The organism is Dongia deserti (genome assembly GCF_003574735.1).
Lineage (GTDB): Bacteria > Pseudomonadota > Alphaproteobacteria > Dongiales > Dongiaceae > Dongia_A > Dongia_A deserti.
In genome coordinates this window covers 18746-34630 of sequence record NZ_QORW01000025.1, presented here as the reverse complement: position 1 = coordinate 34630, position 15885 = coordinate 18746, and the positions used below count along the sequence as shown (strand labels likewise).

Annotated in this window: 18 protein-coding genes; 9 read left to right on the top strand and 9 right to left on the bottom strand. The window is 63.8% G+C overall.

The window, feature by feature from the left end; genetic code table 11:
* On the top strand, positions 1–1425 hold the full coding sequence (locus tag DTX69_RS26745; RefSeq protein WP_119304647.1) for a hypothetical protein: 1425 nt from the start codon (positions 1–3) through the stop codon (positions 1423–1425).
* Between the two features lie 81 nt (positions 1426–1506).
* Here the strand turns inward: DTX69_RS26745 and DTX69_RS26740 are convergent, their stop codons facing one another.
* Together DTX69_RS26740 and dapF are read right to left on the bottom strand one after the other, a co-directional pair.
* A complete protein-coding gene (locus tag DTX69_RS26740) occupies positions 1507–2262 on the bottom strand; it encodes a 2OG-Fe(II) oxygenase (protein ID WP_284736097.1) in 756 nt (251 codons plus the stop codon).
* A 69-nt stretch (positions 2263–2331) separates the two neighbouring features.
* Positions 2332–3168 carry a diaminopimelate epimerase gene (gene dapF / locus DTX69_RS26735; protein ID WP_119304645.1) on the bottom strand — a complete coding sequence of 279 codons (837 nt, stop codon included), beginning with the start codon at positions 3166–3168 and terminating at the stop codon, positions 2332–2334.
* A gap of 204 nt (positions 3169–3372) precedes the next feature.
* Here dapF and DTX69_RS26730 point away from each other — a divergent pair, with 204 nt between their 5' ends.
* From DTX69_RS26730 to DTX69_RS26715, 4 genes are all read left to right on the top strand, one after another.
* Positions 3373–4206 carry an ABC transporter permease gene (locus DTX69_RS26730; RefSeq protein WP_284736096.1) on the top strand — a complete coding sequence of 278 codons (834 nt, stop codon included), beginning with the start codon at positions 3373–3375 and terminating at the stop codon, positions 4204–4206.
* On the top strand, positions 4203–5006 hold the full coding sequence (locus DTX69_RS26725; RefSeq protein ID WP_119304643.1) for an ABC transporter permease: 804 nt from the start codon (positions 4203–4205) through the stop codon (positions 5004–5006). The genes DTX69_RS26730 and DTX69_RS26725 overlap by 4 nt, the downstream gene beginning before the upstream one ends.
* A gap of 43 nt (positions 5007–5049) precedes the next feature.
* A complete protein-coding gene (locus DTX69_RS26720) occupies positions 5050–6210 on the top strand; it encodes an extracellular solute-binding protein (protein ID WP_119304642.1) in 1161 nt (386 codons plus the stop codon).
* 106 nt (positions 6211–6316) lie between these two features.
* Positions 6317–7369, top strand: coding sequence for an ABC transporter ATP-binding protein (locus DTX69_RS26715; protein ID WP_119304641.1), 1053 nt, complete (start codon positions 6317–6319; stop codon positions 7367–7369).
* A gap of 81 nt (positions 7370–7450) precedes the next feature.
* Here the strand turns inward: DTX69_RS26715 and DTX69_RS26710 are convergent, their stop codons facing one another.
* From DTX69_RS26710 to gstA, 6 genes are all read right to left on the bottom strand, one after another.
* Entirely contained in the window at positions 7451–7921 is a 471-nt protein-coding gene (locus tag DTX69_RS26710; RefSeq protein WP_119304640.1) for a tellurite resistance TerB family protein, read from the bottom strand.
* A 71-nt stretch (positions 7922–7992) separates the two neighbouring features.
* On the bottom strand, positions 7993–8454 hold the full coding sequence (locus tag DTX69_RS26705) for a c-type cytochrome (protein ID WP_119304639.1): 462 nt from the start codon (positions 8452–8454) through the stop codon (positions 7993–7995).
* Complete coding sequence (locus DTX69_RS26700; RefSeq protein WP_284736095.1) at positions 8451–9317, bottom strand: WD40/YVTN/BNR-like repeat-containing protein; 867 nt, start codon at positions 9315–9317, stop codon at positions 8451–8453. Before DTX69_RS26700 ends, DTX69_RS26705 begins: the two co-directional genes overlap by 4 nt.
* A 28-nt stretch (positions 9318–9345) precedes the next feature.
* On the bottom strand, positions 9346–9918 hold the full coding sequence (locus DTX69_RS26695; RefSeq protein WP_162917588.1) for a hypothetical protein: 573 nt from the start codon (positions 9916–9918) through the stop codon (positions 9346–9348).
* Positions 9919–9967: 49 nt separating this feature from the next.
* On the bottom strand, positions 9968–10294 hold the full coding sequence (locus tag DTX69_RS26690) for a hypothetical protein (protein ID WP_162917587.1): 327 nt from the start codon (positions 10292–10294) through the stop codon (positions 9968–9970).
* Between the two features lie 164 nt (positions 10295–10458).
* On the bottom strand, positions 10459–11067 hold the full coding sequence (gene gstA / locus DTX69_RS26685) for a glutathione transferase GstA (protein WP_119304686.1): 609 nt from the start codon (positions 11065–11067) through the stop codon (positions 10459–10461).
* Positions 11068–11251: 184 nt separating this feature from the next.
* Between gstA and gor the strand changes: the two genes are divergently transcribed.
* The 3 genes from gor (at position 11252) to DTX69_RS26670 (ending at position 13474) form a co-directional block, all read left to right on the top strand.
* Entirely contained in the window at positions 11252–12610 is a 1359-nt protein-coding gene (gene gor / locus DTX69_RS26680) for a glutathione-disulfide reductase (RefSeq protein ID WP_119304635.1), read from the top strand.
* 3 nt (positions 12611–12613) lie between these two features.
* On the top strand, positions 12614–13102 hold the full coding sequence (locus DTX69_RS26675; protein WP_119304634.1) for an NUDIX hydrolase: 489 nt from the start codon (positions 12614–12616) through the stop codon (positions 13100–13102).
* Between the two features lie 69 nt (positions 13103–13171).
* A complete protein-coding gene (locus DTX69_RS26670) occupies positions 13172–13474 on the top strand; it encodes an antibiotic biosynthesis monooxygenase family protein (RefSeq protein ID WP_119304685.1) in 303 nt (100 codons plus the stop codon).
* 155 nt (positions 13475–13629) lie between these two features.
* Here the strand turns inward: DTX69_RS26670 and DTX69_RS26665 are convergent, their stop codons facing one another.
* A complete protein-coding gene (locus tag DTX69_RS26665; RefSeq protein ID WP_162917586.1) occupies positions 13630–14388 on the bottom strand; it encodes an HpcH/HpaI aldolase family protein in 759 nt (252 codons plus the stop codon).
* A gap of 122 nt (positions 14389–14510) precedes the next feature.
* Here DTX69_RS26665 and DTX69_RS26660 point away from each other — a divergent pair, with 122 nt between their 5' ends.
* On the top strand, positions 14511–15830 hold the full coding sequence (locus DTX69_RS26660) for a sugar-transfer associated ATP-grasp domain-containing protein (RefSeq protein WP_119304632.1): 1320 nt from the start codon (positions 14511–14513) through the stop codon (positions 15828–15830).
* Positions 15831–15885: the final 55 nt, after the last annotated feature.

The window sequence follows — 15885 nt, the reverse complement described above, 5'->3', positions numbered from 1 at the left end:
ATGTGGTTCAGCGCCGAGTTCCAGCGCAACCTGTGGCTCCAACTGAGCTGGGGCAGGGTGCTGGCCGCACCGATCCTGCTGGGGATCATCGTTGCGGCCCTGCTGCAGGCCATCGCGCCGGCGCCCAGCCATATGGCGGAGTTCGCGCGCTGGGGCTTCGTGCTGCTGATAGCACTGTGGAGCACGCGCCGCGTGGCGGATGCATTGGCCGAAGAGGTCGGGAGCGGCACCTGGGAAGGCCAGCGCATGTCCGGCATGTCCGCCTGGTCGATGGTGTGGGGCAAGATGTTCGGCGGCGCGATCTTCCCCTGGTACTGCGGACTGATCTGCCTCGGCGTGATGGCATGGTTCGGGTTGCAGGCGTCCGCCGGCGCCATGCGTGTCGCCGTGTGGCAGCAGGTCGCCACCCTTTTGCTGGGCGCTGTCCTGGGTCAGGCGACGGCGCTCGTGGTCGCGCTGCTGCTGTTGCGCAAGGTGCAGTTCCGTCGCCGCCTCGCCGTGACGATGGCGCAGATCGCGGGGCTGCTGGCGTTCGGATTGGCGGTCGGCTGGGACTATTCGGCGAACCCATGGGCAGCCAGCGTCGGCACCATCCGCTGGTATGATCGAACCTATGACGCCAATCTGTTCTATCTCAGCTCGGCCGGTGTGTTCACAATCTGGGCGCTGCTCGCTTCGTGGCGGCTGATGCGGGCGGAGCTGCTCTATGTCAACCGTCCCTGGGTATGGAAGCTCTTCACGCTTTTCGCCATGGCCTATGCCGCCGGGTTCGTGAGCTGGGAGACCAAGGCGCTGAGCTCGCGCCTCGCCATCGCTTGCGTGAGCGCGCTGATGCTGACCTATGCCGCATTCTTCGCCGAGGTGAAGGATCCGGTGCGCTATCGCTGGGGCCTCGCGCGGCTCAAGGCGCTGCACTGGTGGCGCGCCCTGGAGTTCATGCCCTGGTGGCTGATCTCGTACATCCTCGCCGTGGTTGCCGGTGCCGCCACCATCTGGTCGATCGCCAGCGGCGGACAATTGACCTGGGAGGATTCCTGGTGGTTCACGCTGCAGCGCGACGCCAACTGGTTCGCGCTCGGGCCGATCGCATTCAACATCGCCGCCCTGCTGCTGTTCGTGCTGCGCGACATGCTGTTCCTGCTGTGGCTCAATTTCGGTGGCAAGACGCGCAATCGCGCGGACCTGACCGGGTTGGTGGTGCTGGCGATCGCCTACTGGCCACTGCCCATGCTGATGATCGGCGCCGGCTTGGCGACGTTCCTGCCGGCGGTCATTCCGTTCGCGGTCACCAACGCCATGGCGATCGCCTGGCCTGCGGCGGAAGTGGTGGTGATCTGGTTCCTACTGCTCCTGCGCTGGCGCCAGGCGACTCGCATCGACATCATCGCCGACAACCGCGAAGAGCCCTCGATCGGGCACCAGTAGCCGGGCGTCTGCTCGATCACAAATGAGTCCCCTCTCCCCTCGCGGATTGTCTCGTCATACGCGCATGAAGATGAAGCGCCGTCACTTCGCGTCGTGAAAGATGATGCCGAGAGTCATGCGGTGGCCGGAGCGCAGGCGGCTGACGCCGTGTCGCATGGTGACGCGATAGGTGCCGCGCGCGCCGGCGACCGGCCGATGATGGACTGGAAAGATCACACCTTCGCCCTGGCCTATCGGCACTACCTCGACACGTGACTGCCGGCGCGGCCGCTGTTCGGTCAACACGAATTCGCCGCCGCTGAAATCGCGCCTGGGATCGGATAACAGGATGGCGAGCTGAAGCGGAAACACATGCTCGCCATAGAGATCCTGATGCAAGCAGTTGTAGTCGCCCGGCCCGTATTTCAGCAGCAAGGGAGTCGGCCGTTTCTGGCCGGCCTTGTGGCAGCGCGCGAGATAGTCGTCGAGCGTCGCCGGAAACCGTTGCGGGATTCCGAGGCGCTCGTTCCATCGATTGGCGATCTTCGCGAGCGCCGGATAGAAGCCGGCGCGCAATGTCGCAACGGTCGCCGGCAGTGGCGCGGCAAAGTACTTGTACTCGCCTTCCCCGAAACCATGGCGCGCCATCACGATCGTGCTGCGGAAGCGCGCTTCGTCCTCGTAGCTCTCGATCAGCTGCGTGCATGTTTCCGCCGGCAGCAGCGGACCGGTGAGGGCACAGCCATGCTCATCCAGGTCCGCTGCGATCTGCGTCCAATCGAGCGCATTGGTGTGCCTGGCGCGCATCATCAGGTCGGTCGGTGTCTCTGGCAGCCGCGATACTTGGTGGGTGTGCATCTTGTCTCCACTCGGTCGACTGAGTGGCAGCGTGCCGTGCGCTGAGCTGGGTCGCGCTCCGATCCTTGCTCAGAGCGCGAAGCCGCGCCGTGCGAGCCAATCGGCATCGATCGTGCCTTCGGCGATGCGCTCCACTTCGACGGTGGTCCGGACATTCCGCAGGGGACCAGCCGACGATTCGTCGAATTCGATGTTGAGCGTGCCGCCGCCGCTCGCGCGAATCATCACCGGCGGCTTGGCGAGGCCGAGGCGGTAGGCGATGAGCGCGATGGCAGTTGCGCCTGTGCCGCAGGACAAAGTCTCCGCCTCAACGCCGCGCTCATACGTGCGCATGCGGAATGAATTCTCGTCGACCCGCGCTGCCCAGTTCACGTTGCAGCCGTGCGGAAACAGCGCGTGATGGCGAACCTCTGGCCCCAGTTCGGCGAGATTCGCTTGGGCCACATCGTCGACGAACAGCACGACATGGGGCACGCCGGTGTCGATGTAGTGGCCGAGCAGCGTGCCTTCGCTAGTCGGAATGGAGAGATTGAGCCGTTCGTCCTGCGGATCAGTCATAGTCATGGTGATGCGGAACCCGTCGATCCGCGCGCCGATCGCGCCGGCATCGGTATCCAGAACGGTTTCCGATCCTTGGAAGAAACGCAACTCCCAGGCACGCCGCACCGCACAGCCCGCGCCATTGCCGCACATTTCGCCGTCGTTGCCGTCGGCGTTGATGTAGCTCATCACCACGTGACCGGCGCTGCCGTTCGACAGGAGGACAAGCCCATCGCCGCCAAGACCGCGACGCCGGTCGCACAAGGCTTGCGCTAATGCCCGGCGATGTGGGCGCAACCGACCGGCGCGATCGTCGACTACCGCGAAGTCATTGCCGCTACCGTGCATGCGTGCGAACGGAATCATCAAGCCACCAATTGTCTCAGACCAATCTCGAACCAATTATGCCCAGCTTGCGTGCCACGGCAAGCATGCTAGGCTTGCCCGCTCAAAAACGCGCCGCATGCGCCGGCAGCTGGCAGCGCCCTCAAGAGCGCGACGCCGAAACGCGGAACGGAGCGGAACAGGGGGCCGGAGGAATTGGACCAACAGAACACGAGGGCTTATGCGTTGCTGTCGCCTGCGTTGGTCTCGCTGGCGCTATTCCTGGTCGCGCCAATCCTGTTCATTGCCGTCTATTCATTCTGGATCCGCACGGCAGAGGGGCTCGACGTGCCGGCCTTCCAGTTCGGCAACTGGATTGCCGTCGCGACCGACTACTATTACTGGCTCGGCCTGTGGGGCAGCTTCAAGCTTGCGCTGATCACGACGATCTCCTGCGCAATCATCGGTTATCCGGCCGCCTATTTCCTGGCGCGCATCCAGTTCAGCAACAAGGTGCTGCTGCTGTTCCTGTTGTTCCTGCCGTTCTGGATCTCCTACATCATCCGCACCATGGCTTGGATCAGCGTCCTGGGCCGGACGGGCGCGTTGAACACCATGCTGATCTCGCTGGGCATCATCGATGAGCCCCTGAAGATGCTCTACAATGATTTCTCGGTGATCATGGGGCTGGTCTATTTCCTGCTGCCCTACATGATCATCAACATCTATGTCAGCCTCGATGGCATCGATCGCAATCTCGAAGCCTCCGCGCGCACGCTGGGCTGCTCGCCCTGGCAGACGTTCCGCGAAGTGACGTTGCCGCTGTCGCTGCCTGGCCTCGGCGCCGGCTGCATGCTGTGCTTCGTGCTGGCAGCCGGCTCCTACGTCACGCCGCGCCTGCTCGGCGGACCGGATACCCTGTTCTTCCCCGATCTCATCTACGAGGCGATCATCTCGCAGCTCGACTGGCCGACCGGCGCCGTGCTGTCGGTGATCCTGCTTCTGTCGCTCGGCCTGCTGGTGGCGGTCTACAACCGCTTCATGAGCCTGAGCGACATCTATCGGAGCTTTGCGCGATGAGTGCGACGCTGGAATCGCGCGCGGCGCTCTGGCTGCTCGGCCTGTTCTCAGTCGCCGTCTATATCTTCCAGTTCGCACCGATCGCTGTGGTGATGCTGCTCTCCTTCAACGGCTCGCGCAGCGGCGCCTTCCCGATGGAGGGGCTCAGCCTGCAATGGTACGAGAAGCTGTTCGCCAACGATTCGATCCTGCAGGCGTTCCAGACCTCGATCGTTCTCGCCCTCGGCTGCTCGCTCGTGGCGACCGCCGTTGGCGTCATGGCCGCCATCGCCCTGGTGCGCTACCAGTTCAAGGCCAAGAACGGGATCAGCACGCTGATCTCGCTGCCGCTGCTGGTGCCCGAAGTGGTGCTCGGCGTCGCTCTGCTGATGTTCCTGAAGCTGATGGGTGTCTATCGCAGCTTCGGCATGCTGTTGCTCGGTCACACGGTGCTGGCGCTGCCCTTCGTTGTGCTGGTGGTGCAGGCGCGGCTGGTCGGGCTGCGCCAGAATTTCGAGGAGGCAGCTTTGAGCCTCGGCGCCAATCGTTTGCAGACCTTCCGCGAAGTGACGCTGCCGCTGATCTCGCCCGCGATCCTGGGCGGGTTCCTGTTCGCGGTCGCGATCTCGTTCGACAACATCACGGCGACCTTGTTCTGGAAGAAGCCCGGCATCGAGACTGTGCCGACCAAGATCTTCGCCATGCTGCGCACCTCGATCTCGCCGGAGATCAACGCGCTCGGCTCGGTGATGATCATCGTGACGATTTTGCTGCCACTGATCGGCGGATTCGTGGTCCGTCGCTTCAGCCGCGGCAGATGAGGACGCCCGGACGGTTCCGGGCGAAAATCGGGAGGAAAGAGTTATGAGATTCGGTGACGACAAGAAGTACGAGCGCCTGCTGGAGGCGTGTGGCAATGGCGACATCAGCCGCCGCCAGTTGATGGGTTTCCTGACCGTGGCTGCCGCCGCGGTCGGCGTGGTCGGCGGTCCGTTCAGAGGGCTCACGCGCGAGGCGCTCGCGGCGGTGGAGCAGGTCCGGTTCGACGGCTGGGGCGGCATCGTATCCGAGGCATTTCGGAACAACGCCTTTCCGGCCTTCACGAAAAAGACCGGGATCAAGGTCGTGGAAGGTGAGTTTGGCGACACCGACGAGTTCCTGACCCAGGTGAAGGCATCGCAGCCCGGCGAATACAACATCTTTCTGGTGAGCGGCGTCTATGACTATGCGCGCTTCAACAAGGCCGGATTCGGCGCCTGGATCAACGAGGCGAACATCCCCAACCTGAAGCTGATCCTGCCCGCCACGCTCGACGCGTTCCGCAACGAGACCGGCGGCAAGCTCTCCGCCATTCCGTTCGATTACGGCACGACGGGCATTGCGTACAATCGCAAATACATCTCCGACGCGGAGGCGAAGGAAGCCGGCGCCAAGATCCTGTGGGACGAGAAATACAAGGGCAAGATGGCGATGTACGACGGCTGGCAGACGCGCGCCTGGATGGCCAGCCTCTATACCGGTCAGGATCCGCAAGGGGCGACCGACGTCGAGGAAATGTGGGAAGCCTGCCGCAAGCAGCGCGATCTGGTGGTGAAATACTGGGGCTCGGGCCAGGAGTTCATCGACCTCATGAGCAAGGAGGAGATCATCCTCTCCGACGGCTGGTCGGGCCGCGTCGCCTATCTCCAGCAGAACGGCCACGATATCGGCTGGGTTGATACCGCCAATGCGGGTTTCGCCTGGCTCGAAGGCCTGATGGTGCTGGCGGGCAGCCCGATGCCGGAATGCGAGCAGCTGCTCGATTTCTGCAGCGAGCCCAAGGTCGCCATCGCGATCGCCGAAGGGCAGAACTATCCGCCGGCGCTCGACCCCAACAAGGTCGAGCTGACCGAAAAAGTGAAGTCACTGCCGGGCTTCGATCCGACCGGCAAGTTCGAGAACTTCATCTGGGAGAAGGCGGACTACTGGACGAAGAACCAGGACGCCTTCAAGAAGGAGTGGGAACGCATCTCCAAGGGCGCCTGAGCATCTGGCGCGCCTCCGGGGAGGTTGAGAGCGTGACGGGAGGAGCCGGCGGCGGAGGGGAGTCGCCGCCGGCTCCGCTTCAGAAGTATCGAGAGCCATCATCGCAATGCATGCCGTTGAATTGAGCCAGGTGACCAAGCGGTTTGGTCACAACATTCTCGCCGTGGACAACATCGACCTGACGGTCCCAGCCGGTTCGTTCGTGACCCTGCTCGGCCCCTCCGGCTGCGGCAAGACCACGACCTTGCGCATGGTCGCGGGCCTCGAAAGCCCAAGCGCGGGCGAGATCCGCATCAAGGGCCAGCGCATCAACGATGTGCCGATCCACCGGCGCAATCTCGGCATCGTGTTCCAGAACTATGCTCTGTTCCCGCACAAGACGATCGCCGCGAATGTCGGGTTCGGGCTCAAATACCGCAATGTGACGGCGGACGAGATCAGCAAGCGTGTGGCGCGGGCGCTCGACATGGTGCGCCTGCCCGGCGTCGAGGATCGCTATCCGCAGCAGCTGTCGGGCGGGCAGCAGCAGCGCATCGCCCTGGCGCGCGCGCTGGTGATCGAGCCGGACGTGCTGCTGCTGGACGAGCCGCTCTCCGCGCTCGATGCCAACCTGCGCGAGGAGATGCGGGTGGAGATCAAGAACATTCAGCGCCGCATCGGTATTGCCACCGTGTTCGTGACTCATGACCAGGGCGAGGCGCTCGCCATGTCCGACCATGTGGTGGTGATGAATAAGGGCAAGATTGAGCAGGTCGGCGCGCCGCGCGAGGTTTACGAGCATCCGCACAGCGCCTTCGTGGCGAGCTTCCTCGGCAATGCCAATTTCATCACCGGCCAGGTGCGCGCGTCGGCCGATGGTCACGCCCAGGTCGGGCTCGGCATGCATGTGCTGAACGCGACGACCAACCGGCGCGTGCAGGTTGGCGAGACCGTCACCGTCGTGGTGCGCGCGGAAAAGATCGATCTGCTGCCTGCGGGGCAGGGCGGCTTGCCCGGCACCGTCGCGGACGTCGATTACTTAGGCGCGCTGGCGCGCTATCAGATCGTGCTCGCGGACGGCACCAAGTTGCTCGGCCTCGCCAGCCTCAAGGACAAGCCCCTGACAGTGGGGCAGACGGTCGAGCTGCGCATCGACCCGAAGCATTGCCGGATTTTGTGAAGGCTCGCACTACCGCTTCTCAGGCCGCCATCCCGGCTCAAGGCCGGTGTGACAGAAGAGTGTTTGCGCGGTTCGTGCATACTACTGCCCCCACGGCCCCTTGCTCTTGACCTTCTCCAGCGCGCGCTGGCGCGCTAGGCCGCGTTCCTGGTCGGGGACGTGGATGAGCCCGGCGATGCGGCGGAGCAATGCGTCTTCGTGCGGGTCGAGCACGCCGTCGGCGTAGGCAACCTCCCACATCATCTCCAGGATGTGGGCGCGGTCCTCGGGGCTGATGCGCTGCACGATCTCGCGGGTGAACGGGAAGAACTGCGTCGCGCTCCGAACCGCTCTTTCGGCGGAGTCCATCAGCGACTGGACGGCATCGTGCGAGAGATCGAACCGGTTCTGGAGCAGCCGCTCGATGGTCGCGCGCTCGGCCGCGTCGAACTGGTCGTCCATACGCCCCGCTTCGATCAGCAGCGCCGCAACGGCCAGCTCCAGTTCGTCGGGCTTGTCCGCCAGGGCCGGGGCCTGTCGGCCGGTCAGAAAGTCGAGCATGCGGTCGATCATGCCGCCTCCATAAAGGTTTGTCGTGCAATGCAAACAGTCTCGGCCTGCTTTGTAACGGGACTATGTCAGACCTAGCGGTTCATCCGGGCCTGCCGGGCCTGGATCTCGGGCGGCCATGTGCTCTTGATATAGGTCATGACGGCCGCGATTTCCTCCTCCGACAGCACATTTCCGAAGGCCGGCATGTCGGTCTGGACGCCCAGGCTCGCGTAGAAGGCGGGCCCGTCGCGCACGATCTGCAGCAGCACGTCGTCCGGATGGTGCCACGTATGGCCGCTGGCATCGTGCGGCGGCGCGGGCAGGCGGCCGTTGGGCAGCCGGTTGCGCCAGTCCGGCTGCCCCTCCAGGTTCACGCCGTGGCAGGAGGCGCAGTGCGCGCGATAGACGACCTCGCCGGCGGAAACCTGCTGTGCGTCGTTGGGATCGATGCGCGGCGATTGTTCACCGAGCCACCAGATCGCGCCGGCAACGATGCCGGTCGCCACGATCACCGCCGCCGTCACCCTCCAGATCGCCGATGGGCGGTGCCTCATGGCTGGCCGAAGCTCTGCCAACTCTTGCCGCCGTCGGTGCTCTGGATGATGCCGGCCTTGTGCGCGATGGCGAACATGCGATTGGGATCGCGTGCGTCGATCGCGAGATGCAGTTGAATCCGCTCGTCCGAAGACAGCGGCGACCATTCATTCGGCTTCTCCTCCTTGGCGCTCATCAAGCCTTGCCCGACGGCATAGGCGTAAAGCATGTCATCGGGTCCGGTCGCAACCATGCTCACGGTCTCGCCGCCGAAAGCGACGGCCTGCCATGTGGCGCCCGCATCATCGCTAATCACAAGTCCATTCTGGGTCGCGCCATAGAGCCGGTCGGCAGAACGGGCTGAGGCCGCAAGCGCGATCAACCCCTCCGGCGCCGGCCCCGCCATCGACCAGGTCTTGCCGCCGTCGCGGCTGACCTGGATGCCCCCATAGACGCCATAGATCACTTGCGGATCGGCGGGGCTCACATCCATCTGATGAAAGTCCACCGGCCCGTTGAGGCCTGGCGAGATCTGTGTCCAGTTCGCGCCGCCATCGACGGACATGAGGAAGCCGAGATTGCCGCCGTTGCTCGGATGCCCGCTGGCATACAGCACCGATGGATCGGTCGGATGCGGCGTGAAGCCCATGAAATCCTGGACCTGCGAGAGCCGGGTCGCCGTTCCGTCCGCTGCGACCAGATAGAAGCCGTGATGGGTCGCGAGATACAGCCGTGACGGGTCGGTGGGATCGACCGCCAGGCCGTGATAATGCGTCTGCGTCTCGAGCTTCGACAGCGGGACGGAGTCCGCGGCCGTTGCCGGCATGGCGAAGGATATGATCGCATATGCCAAAGCGGCTGCGGCGGAAAATGATCTTTTCATCATCGATCCTTGTCGTTTGATTTGGACATCAATTGTGCAGGTGGGCTTCGCCGCCGCAGCCATCCGACAGATTCCAGACCTGTGTCACCTGTTCGCCGGTGAAGCCGTGCTCGCGGATCAGCAGCTTGCCGAGCCCGCCAAACACTTCCCACCGCCAGCACTGGCAGCAGCAGGGTCCTTTCTCGTTGGAGTTCTCCATCGCGAAGTCGTAGTGCTTCTGCTCCTCGGGGCCCAGCGGCTTCTCATAGGCGAGCAGCAGCTTCCGCGCGAGCGGCGCGGCCACGTCGTATGGGTCGGGCGGAACGTCCGTGATATGCGCATATTGCTTCAGCCCTTCGATCTGCTCGCTGTAGCGATGCAGGTCCATTGCCATGCAGCATGAACCCTGCAGGCGGGCGTCCACCGGCATGTCGAGGATCGAATCCCGAAAAGCGCGGCTGCACGACGAGTTGCCATTCTGACTCAGGAACTCGAAGCGCTTCACGATCTCGGGGTCGGGCGTCGCTTCTGCGCGCGCAATCGCCGAGCCGAAGGCGAACAGCGCGACTACCAGCACAGACGAGAATAAGGCGGCAATGGACAAACGTAATCTCGACGTCATGGGAGACACTCCTCTCCACTTGAGTTTGAGATGCGCGAAACCGTCGGCTTCAGGCGCGAGGCGGAGAGGTATCCGGTCTGATCGAATAGTCGGCGCTCGGTTCCGAGCGCGTCATCCAATGGTCATGGACGCGAACGTCGGCAAGGCCAACGGGACTCGCGTCGATTGCCGGGAGAGCCGCACAGACTGCATCACACGGCATATCGGCCGTCATTCCGCCGCACGCCTTGCAGCTCGTGTCCGGCTTCTGGATGTCGCTCATGTGCATGCCGTCCATGCCCGAACTCATGGTCATGACGGCAAAGCGATCCCCGCCGGCGACCAGCGCTAGCAGGAGCAGCAGTGCGATCAGCTGTTTGGCAAGGGAACGTTGCACGATCCAACTATGCGCACCGAGGGTCGGATCCGCAAGGCTGAACGCCGGAGCCGCCACGCGCTCGCGACATCGTGACGCCGAAGAAAAAAGGCCCGGCGCGGGGGGTGCGCCGGGCCCTTCCATGCAGGGCCGACCTAAAGGAATCCGCCCTGCCTGTCCTCACCCTAGCCAGCGAGGCCTTCGGCCTTCGCAGCCTCCTGGGCCGACGGGCGCGCGGCGACCCGTTCCATGAACGATTTGATCGCCGGCCACTTCGCGAGATCGATGGCGAAATATTTCGCCCAGTTCAGCACGGTGTAGAGATACGCATCCGGCGCGGTGAAGCTCTCGCCGAGGATATATTTGCTCTTCGACAGATGCTCGTTGATCGCATCGAAGCGCGTGGCGAGCTTCTCCTTCACCATCGTCTTGTACTCTTCCGGCACCGTCTTGTTGAACAGGGGCGAGAACTGCTTGTGCAGCTCGGTGGAGATGAAGTTCAGCCAGGATTGCAGCTTGTAACGCTCCGGCGTGCCGGCGGCCGGGGCCAGCTTCTTCGCCGGGACGAGGTCCGCGATGTACTGATCGATCGCCGGTCCCTCGGTCAGGACCGTGCCGTCCTTGAGCTGCAGGGCCGGCACGTAGCCGTACGGGTTGATGGTCTTGAAATCGGCGCCGGTCTCAGTCTTCTTCGCGGCGAGATCGACCTTCTCCAGCGAGAAATCCAGGCCGGCTTCGCGTAGCAGGATGTGCGGCGCGTGCGAGCAGGCACCGGGTGAGTAATAGAGCTTCATCGACATTTTGCTCCGAATGGTGGGGGCGCCGGCCGCCCTCGATCGGCAGGCCGTTCGCAGTGGTGACGCAGCGATCTGTAACATAATAAGTTACTAAATATGGTCAAGCGCTTTCGGCACGATTCATTGCGGTGCCGAAGCACCGTTAATAGACTGCTGCAAACGATTCAATATCCAGGCGCGCATCATGGCTTTTGACTACGATCTCTTCATCATCGGCGCCGGCTCGGGCGGTGTGCGTGCGGCGCGCATCGCAGCCGGCTATGGCGCCAGGGTCGGCATTGCGGAAGAGAGCAGGGTGGGCGGCACCTGCGTCATCCGCGGCTGCGTGCCGAAGAAGCTGTTGGTCTACGCCTCCCACTTCGGCGAGGACTTCGAGGACGCCGACGGCTACGGCTGGTCGGTGCCAAAGCCGAGCTTCGATTGGGCGCGCCTGATCGCCAACAAGGACAAGGAGATCGACCGGCTCAACCAGGCCTACAAATCAACCCTGGCAAAGGCCGGAGTCGAGCTGATCGAATCGCGCGCCGAGTTGGTGGATCAACACACGATCTCCATCGGTGGCAAGCAGGTGCGCGCGGAGGTCATCCTGATCGCCACCGGTTCCTGGCCGGAGCTGCCGAAGCTGCCCGGCATCGAGCACGCGATTTCCTCCAACGAGTGCTTTCATCTCGAGACGCTGCCGGAGCGCGTGGTGGTGGTCGGTGGCGGCTATATCGCGCTGGAGTTCGCCGGAATCTTCAACGGGCTCGGCTCGAAAACCACTGTGCTTTATCGCGGCGAGCAGGTGCTGCGCGGCTTCGATGGCGATGTGCGCAACTTCCTGCAGGACGAGCTGGTGAAGAAGGGCATCGACGTGCGCTGCCACACCAACGTCACGCGCATCGACAAGGTGGCGGGCGGCCTGGCCGTGACACTGGATGACGGCACCGCGATCCATTGCGACCAGGTGCTTTATGCCACCGGCCGGCGCCCGCTCACGCGCAACATGGGACTGGAGAGGATTGGCGTCGCGCTGGACGATGTCGGCGCCATCAAGGTCGACGGTTGGTCGAAGAGCAGCATGCCCAATATCTATGCCGTCGGCGACTGCACCAATCGCGTGAACTTGACGCCGGTCGCGATCCGCGAGGGCCACGCTTTCGCAGACAGCGTGTTCGGCAACAAGCCGTGGATGATCGATCATTCCGACTTCCCATCCGCCGTCTTTACCCAGCCGCCGGTTGCCACCGTCGGCGAAACCGAAGAGCGGGCGCGCGCGAAATATGGCGCAGTGGACATCTACCGCGAGACCTTCCGCCCCATGAAGCACACCATGACCGGGCGTCCGGAACGAACGCTCATGAAGCTGGTGGTCGACCGTAAGAGCCAGGCCGTCGTCGGCGCCCACATGGTGGGGCAGGACGCACCGGAGATCATCCAGACCCTCGCCATCGCCGTGAAGCTCAAGGCCACCAAGCAGCAGATCGACCAGACCATCGCCATCCACCCCACCGCCGCCGAAGAATTCGTCACCATGCGCACACCGGTCGCGGCGGAGTAGGCCATGGAGTTCTCGAAATCCTATCTCGGCAAGCTGCGCAAGATTGTCGGGACGCGGCTGGTCCTCATTCCCGGCGCGCGCATCGTGGTGCATGACCGGCTGGGCCGCGTGCTGTTGGAGCTGCGCAAGGATTTTCGCTGCTGGGGGCTGCCGGGCGGTCACCAGGAGGTCGGCGACAGCACTGTCGAGACCGCGATCCGCGAAGTGCTCGAGGAGACCGGCCTCAAGATCAAGCGGCCGCAGGTGTTCGGCATCGCGTCCGATCCGCGTCACGAGACCATCACCTTTCCCAACGGCGACCGGACGCAGAGCGTCGCCGTCCTATTCCACGCCAGCAAGCCACGCGGGAAGCCAAAATTCGACCCGCGCGAGACCCTGGAGCTTGACTGGTTCGCGCTCGAGGACTTGCCGGCCAGCCTGATGCCCAACAGCGCCCGCACGCTGAAAGCCTTCCGGCGCTATTGCATGACCGGCAAGTTCCAGATGATCTAGGCTCTTGCAATTCGCTCTTTGTTGCGATGGAGTTGCGCCCGAGAGCGCTTGCAATTCTAGGACATGGTCATGATCGCACGCATCTGGCACGGACGCGTTCCGGCCGCCAAGAGCGACGCCTATCTTCAACACATGCGGGAGGTCGCCATCCCGCGCTACCGGGAGGTGCCGGGCAATCTCGCGGCCTATGCGCTCCGCCGCCTCGAGGGCGACGTCGCGCATATCGAGATGCTGACCTTCTGGGAGTCGCTCGAGGCCATCAAGGGCTTCGCCGGCGAGAATGTCGAGCAGGCGCGCTATTACGATTTCGACCAGGACTACTTGCTGGAATACGAGCCGACCTGCCGGCACTACGAGGCATATGAGAAATAACGTCCAGGTCGCTCTGACGTCATCACACTCTCAACTGTCATCCCGGCCTTGAGCCGGGATCCATTTCTCAGACGCTCGTGGCGACTGCGGAATGGACCCGGCTCGCGCTACGCTTGGCCGGGGTGACGGCGGGAGAGGAATGCCAGCGGCGCGCCTTAACCGCGTCCCGCTTCCTTCATCATCTGCACGATGCTGGCGCGAAGGTGCGTCATGTCGCTGCCGGAGATGAGCAGGCTGTAGCCCTGGTCGAACAGCTGCCTGGCGAGCGCGCCTGTCGGTGCGATCGTGCCGAGTGCCTTGCCGGATTTCAGTGTTGCCTGCTCCACCATAGTGATCAGTGCACGCAGCTCGGGATCATCAAACTTGTTGAGCTTGCCCATATACGCGGAGAGGTCGCGTGGCCCGATGAACACCACGTCCACGCCATCTACGGCCGCGATCGCCGCTGCGTTCTCCACCGCCTGCGGCGTTTCGACCTGCACCATCACAAGGAGCTCATCGGCGGCGCGGCCGAAGTATCCCATATCGACGCCGTAGGAACTGGCCCGGGTACCGCCGGCAGCGCCGCGGATACCCAGCGGCGGATAGCGGCAGGCCGCGACGACGGCGCGCGCTTCTTCGGGCGTGTTGACCTGCGGCACCATGATGCCCTGGATGCCGGCGTCGAGCACCCGCTTGATATAGATCATGTCGTTCCACGGCACGCGCATCAGGCCGGCGCAGCCGGTGCCCTTGATGGCGCGCAGCTGGGCAATGGCGGCGGGTAGGGTGGCCTGGCCGTGCTCATGGTCCATCAGCACGAAGTCGAGGCCCGTCTGTGCCATGACTTCGGCATTGTCCGGCGAGTCGGTCATCGTCCAGGCGCCGAGGAGCTTTTCCCCGGCTTTCAGGCGGGCTTTCAGGTTGGTCGTCACGCGTCGCATCTCCGATAGGGTCCTGCGACATTATCGCCCGCCAACTGCTCCGTCTATGGCCGGGCGGCACAAGCGATATTTCTTTACGGCTTTGGGTTTGCCCGCTATGGCTGCTTGCCAAGATGGCCCAAACTCGACTGCCCTATTGTTCGCCCTATCGCCTGTTCTGGGCAGCCCTAGGGACTCCACGATCCGCTTCGGACAAGATTCACGCCGCCTACGCCCGCTTCGCTTGGCGCAGCATGGGCCCAAAGCATGTTGCGCTGACGGCAGCCTTGTGCGTGCTCTGGCCGGTCAATTTCATCGTCATGTTGTGGATGTTCACCCGTCGCATCGCGCCGGCGGTGGCGCGCGCGACCGGCAAGCCGGTGTGGCGCCAGATCGTGGAGCAGCTCTGGCTCGCAATCCGCTACTCGATCCCGCCGGACAAATATTATGTGTTCGACCTGTTTCGCCCGGAGCGGCTGGCCAATGCGCGCCACTACATTCTGCGCTACGAGCTGAAGGGCGGCTTCCACAATCTGGTCCATTTCCACACGCGCGTTACCATGCGGCGCAGCACCAAGGAGTGGCTCAAGGACAAGCAGCGTTTCTTCCACCGCTGCGAAAAGGCCGGCGTTGCGAGCCCGATCATCTATCAGGTGGCGACTGCGGATGGAACGTTCGCGCCTGAGCGCCACACGGGCGAGGGATTGCCGCCGCACGATCTCTTTCTCAAGCCGGCGAAGGGCAAGGGCGGCCGCGGCTGCGAGAAGTGGGTCTATCGTGACGGATCGTATGAAGGTCCAGCCGGGCAGCGCCTGACAGAGACCGCGTTGCGGGCGCACATTCTGACATTGGTCGCGCGGCGCGGCCGCTACCTCATGCAGGAGTGCCTGAGGAATCATCCCGATCTCCTGCGTTTTGGGGGCGGGTTGACGTCGCTGCGCATCACCACGTGCAAGACCGAGACGGGCGGTTTCGAAGTCACGAACGCGGTGCTGAAGATGTCGCTTGCCGCCGGCTCTTCGGTCGACAACTTCCATCAAGGCGGCGCTGTGTGCCGCGTCGATGTCGCGACTGGAGAGATCGGACCCGCCTGGGACAATTGGATCAAGCGGCCCTGCGTGCTGCATCATCAGCATCCGGTCACGGGTGCAGCGATTGTTGGCACGCGCCTGCCATGCTGGCCGGAAACGGTGGCGATGGTGGCAACGGCCGCGCGCCTGTTTCCCGACCGCATCATGATCGGATTCGACGTGGCGATCACGGATCGCGGGCCCGTCATTATCGAAGGCAATGTGCAGCAGGGATCCGACATGGTCCAGCGCACGCACGATCTGCCCGTCGGACTGCAACGCTTGGGCGAGTTGCTCGCCTTCCAGTCGAGCGAAGCCCTGGCGACCCGGCCGCCGCGCGCCATGCGCTGGTACGGGCCGAGCGACTACTGGGGCCCGCGCTAGGGGAACCAAACCTTTTCCTGGACGTTTTTACCCTTATCGCGTCCCGCCTCGGCGG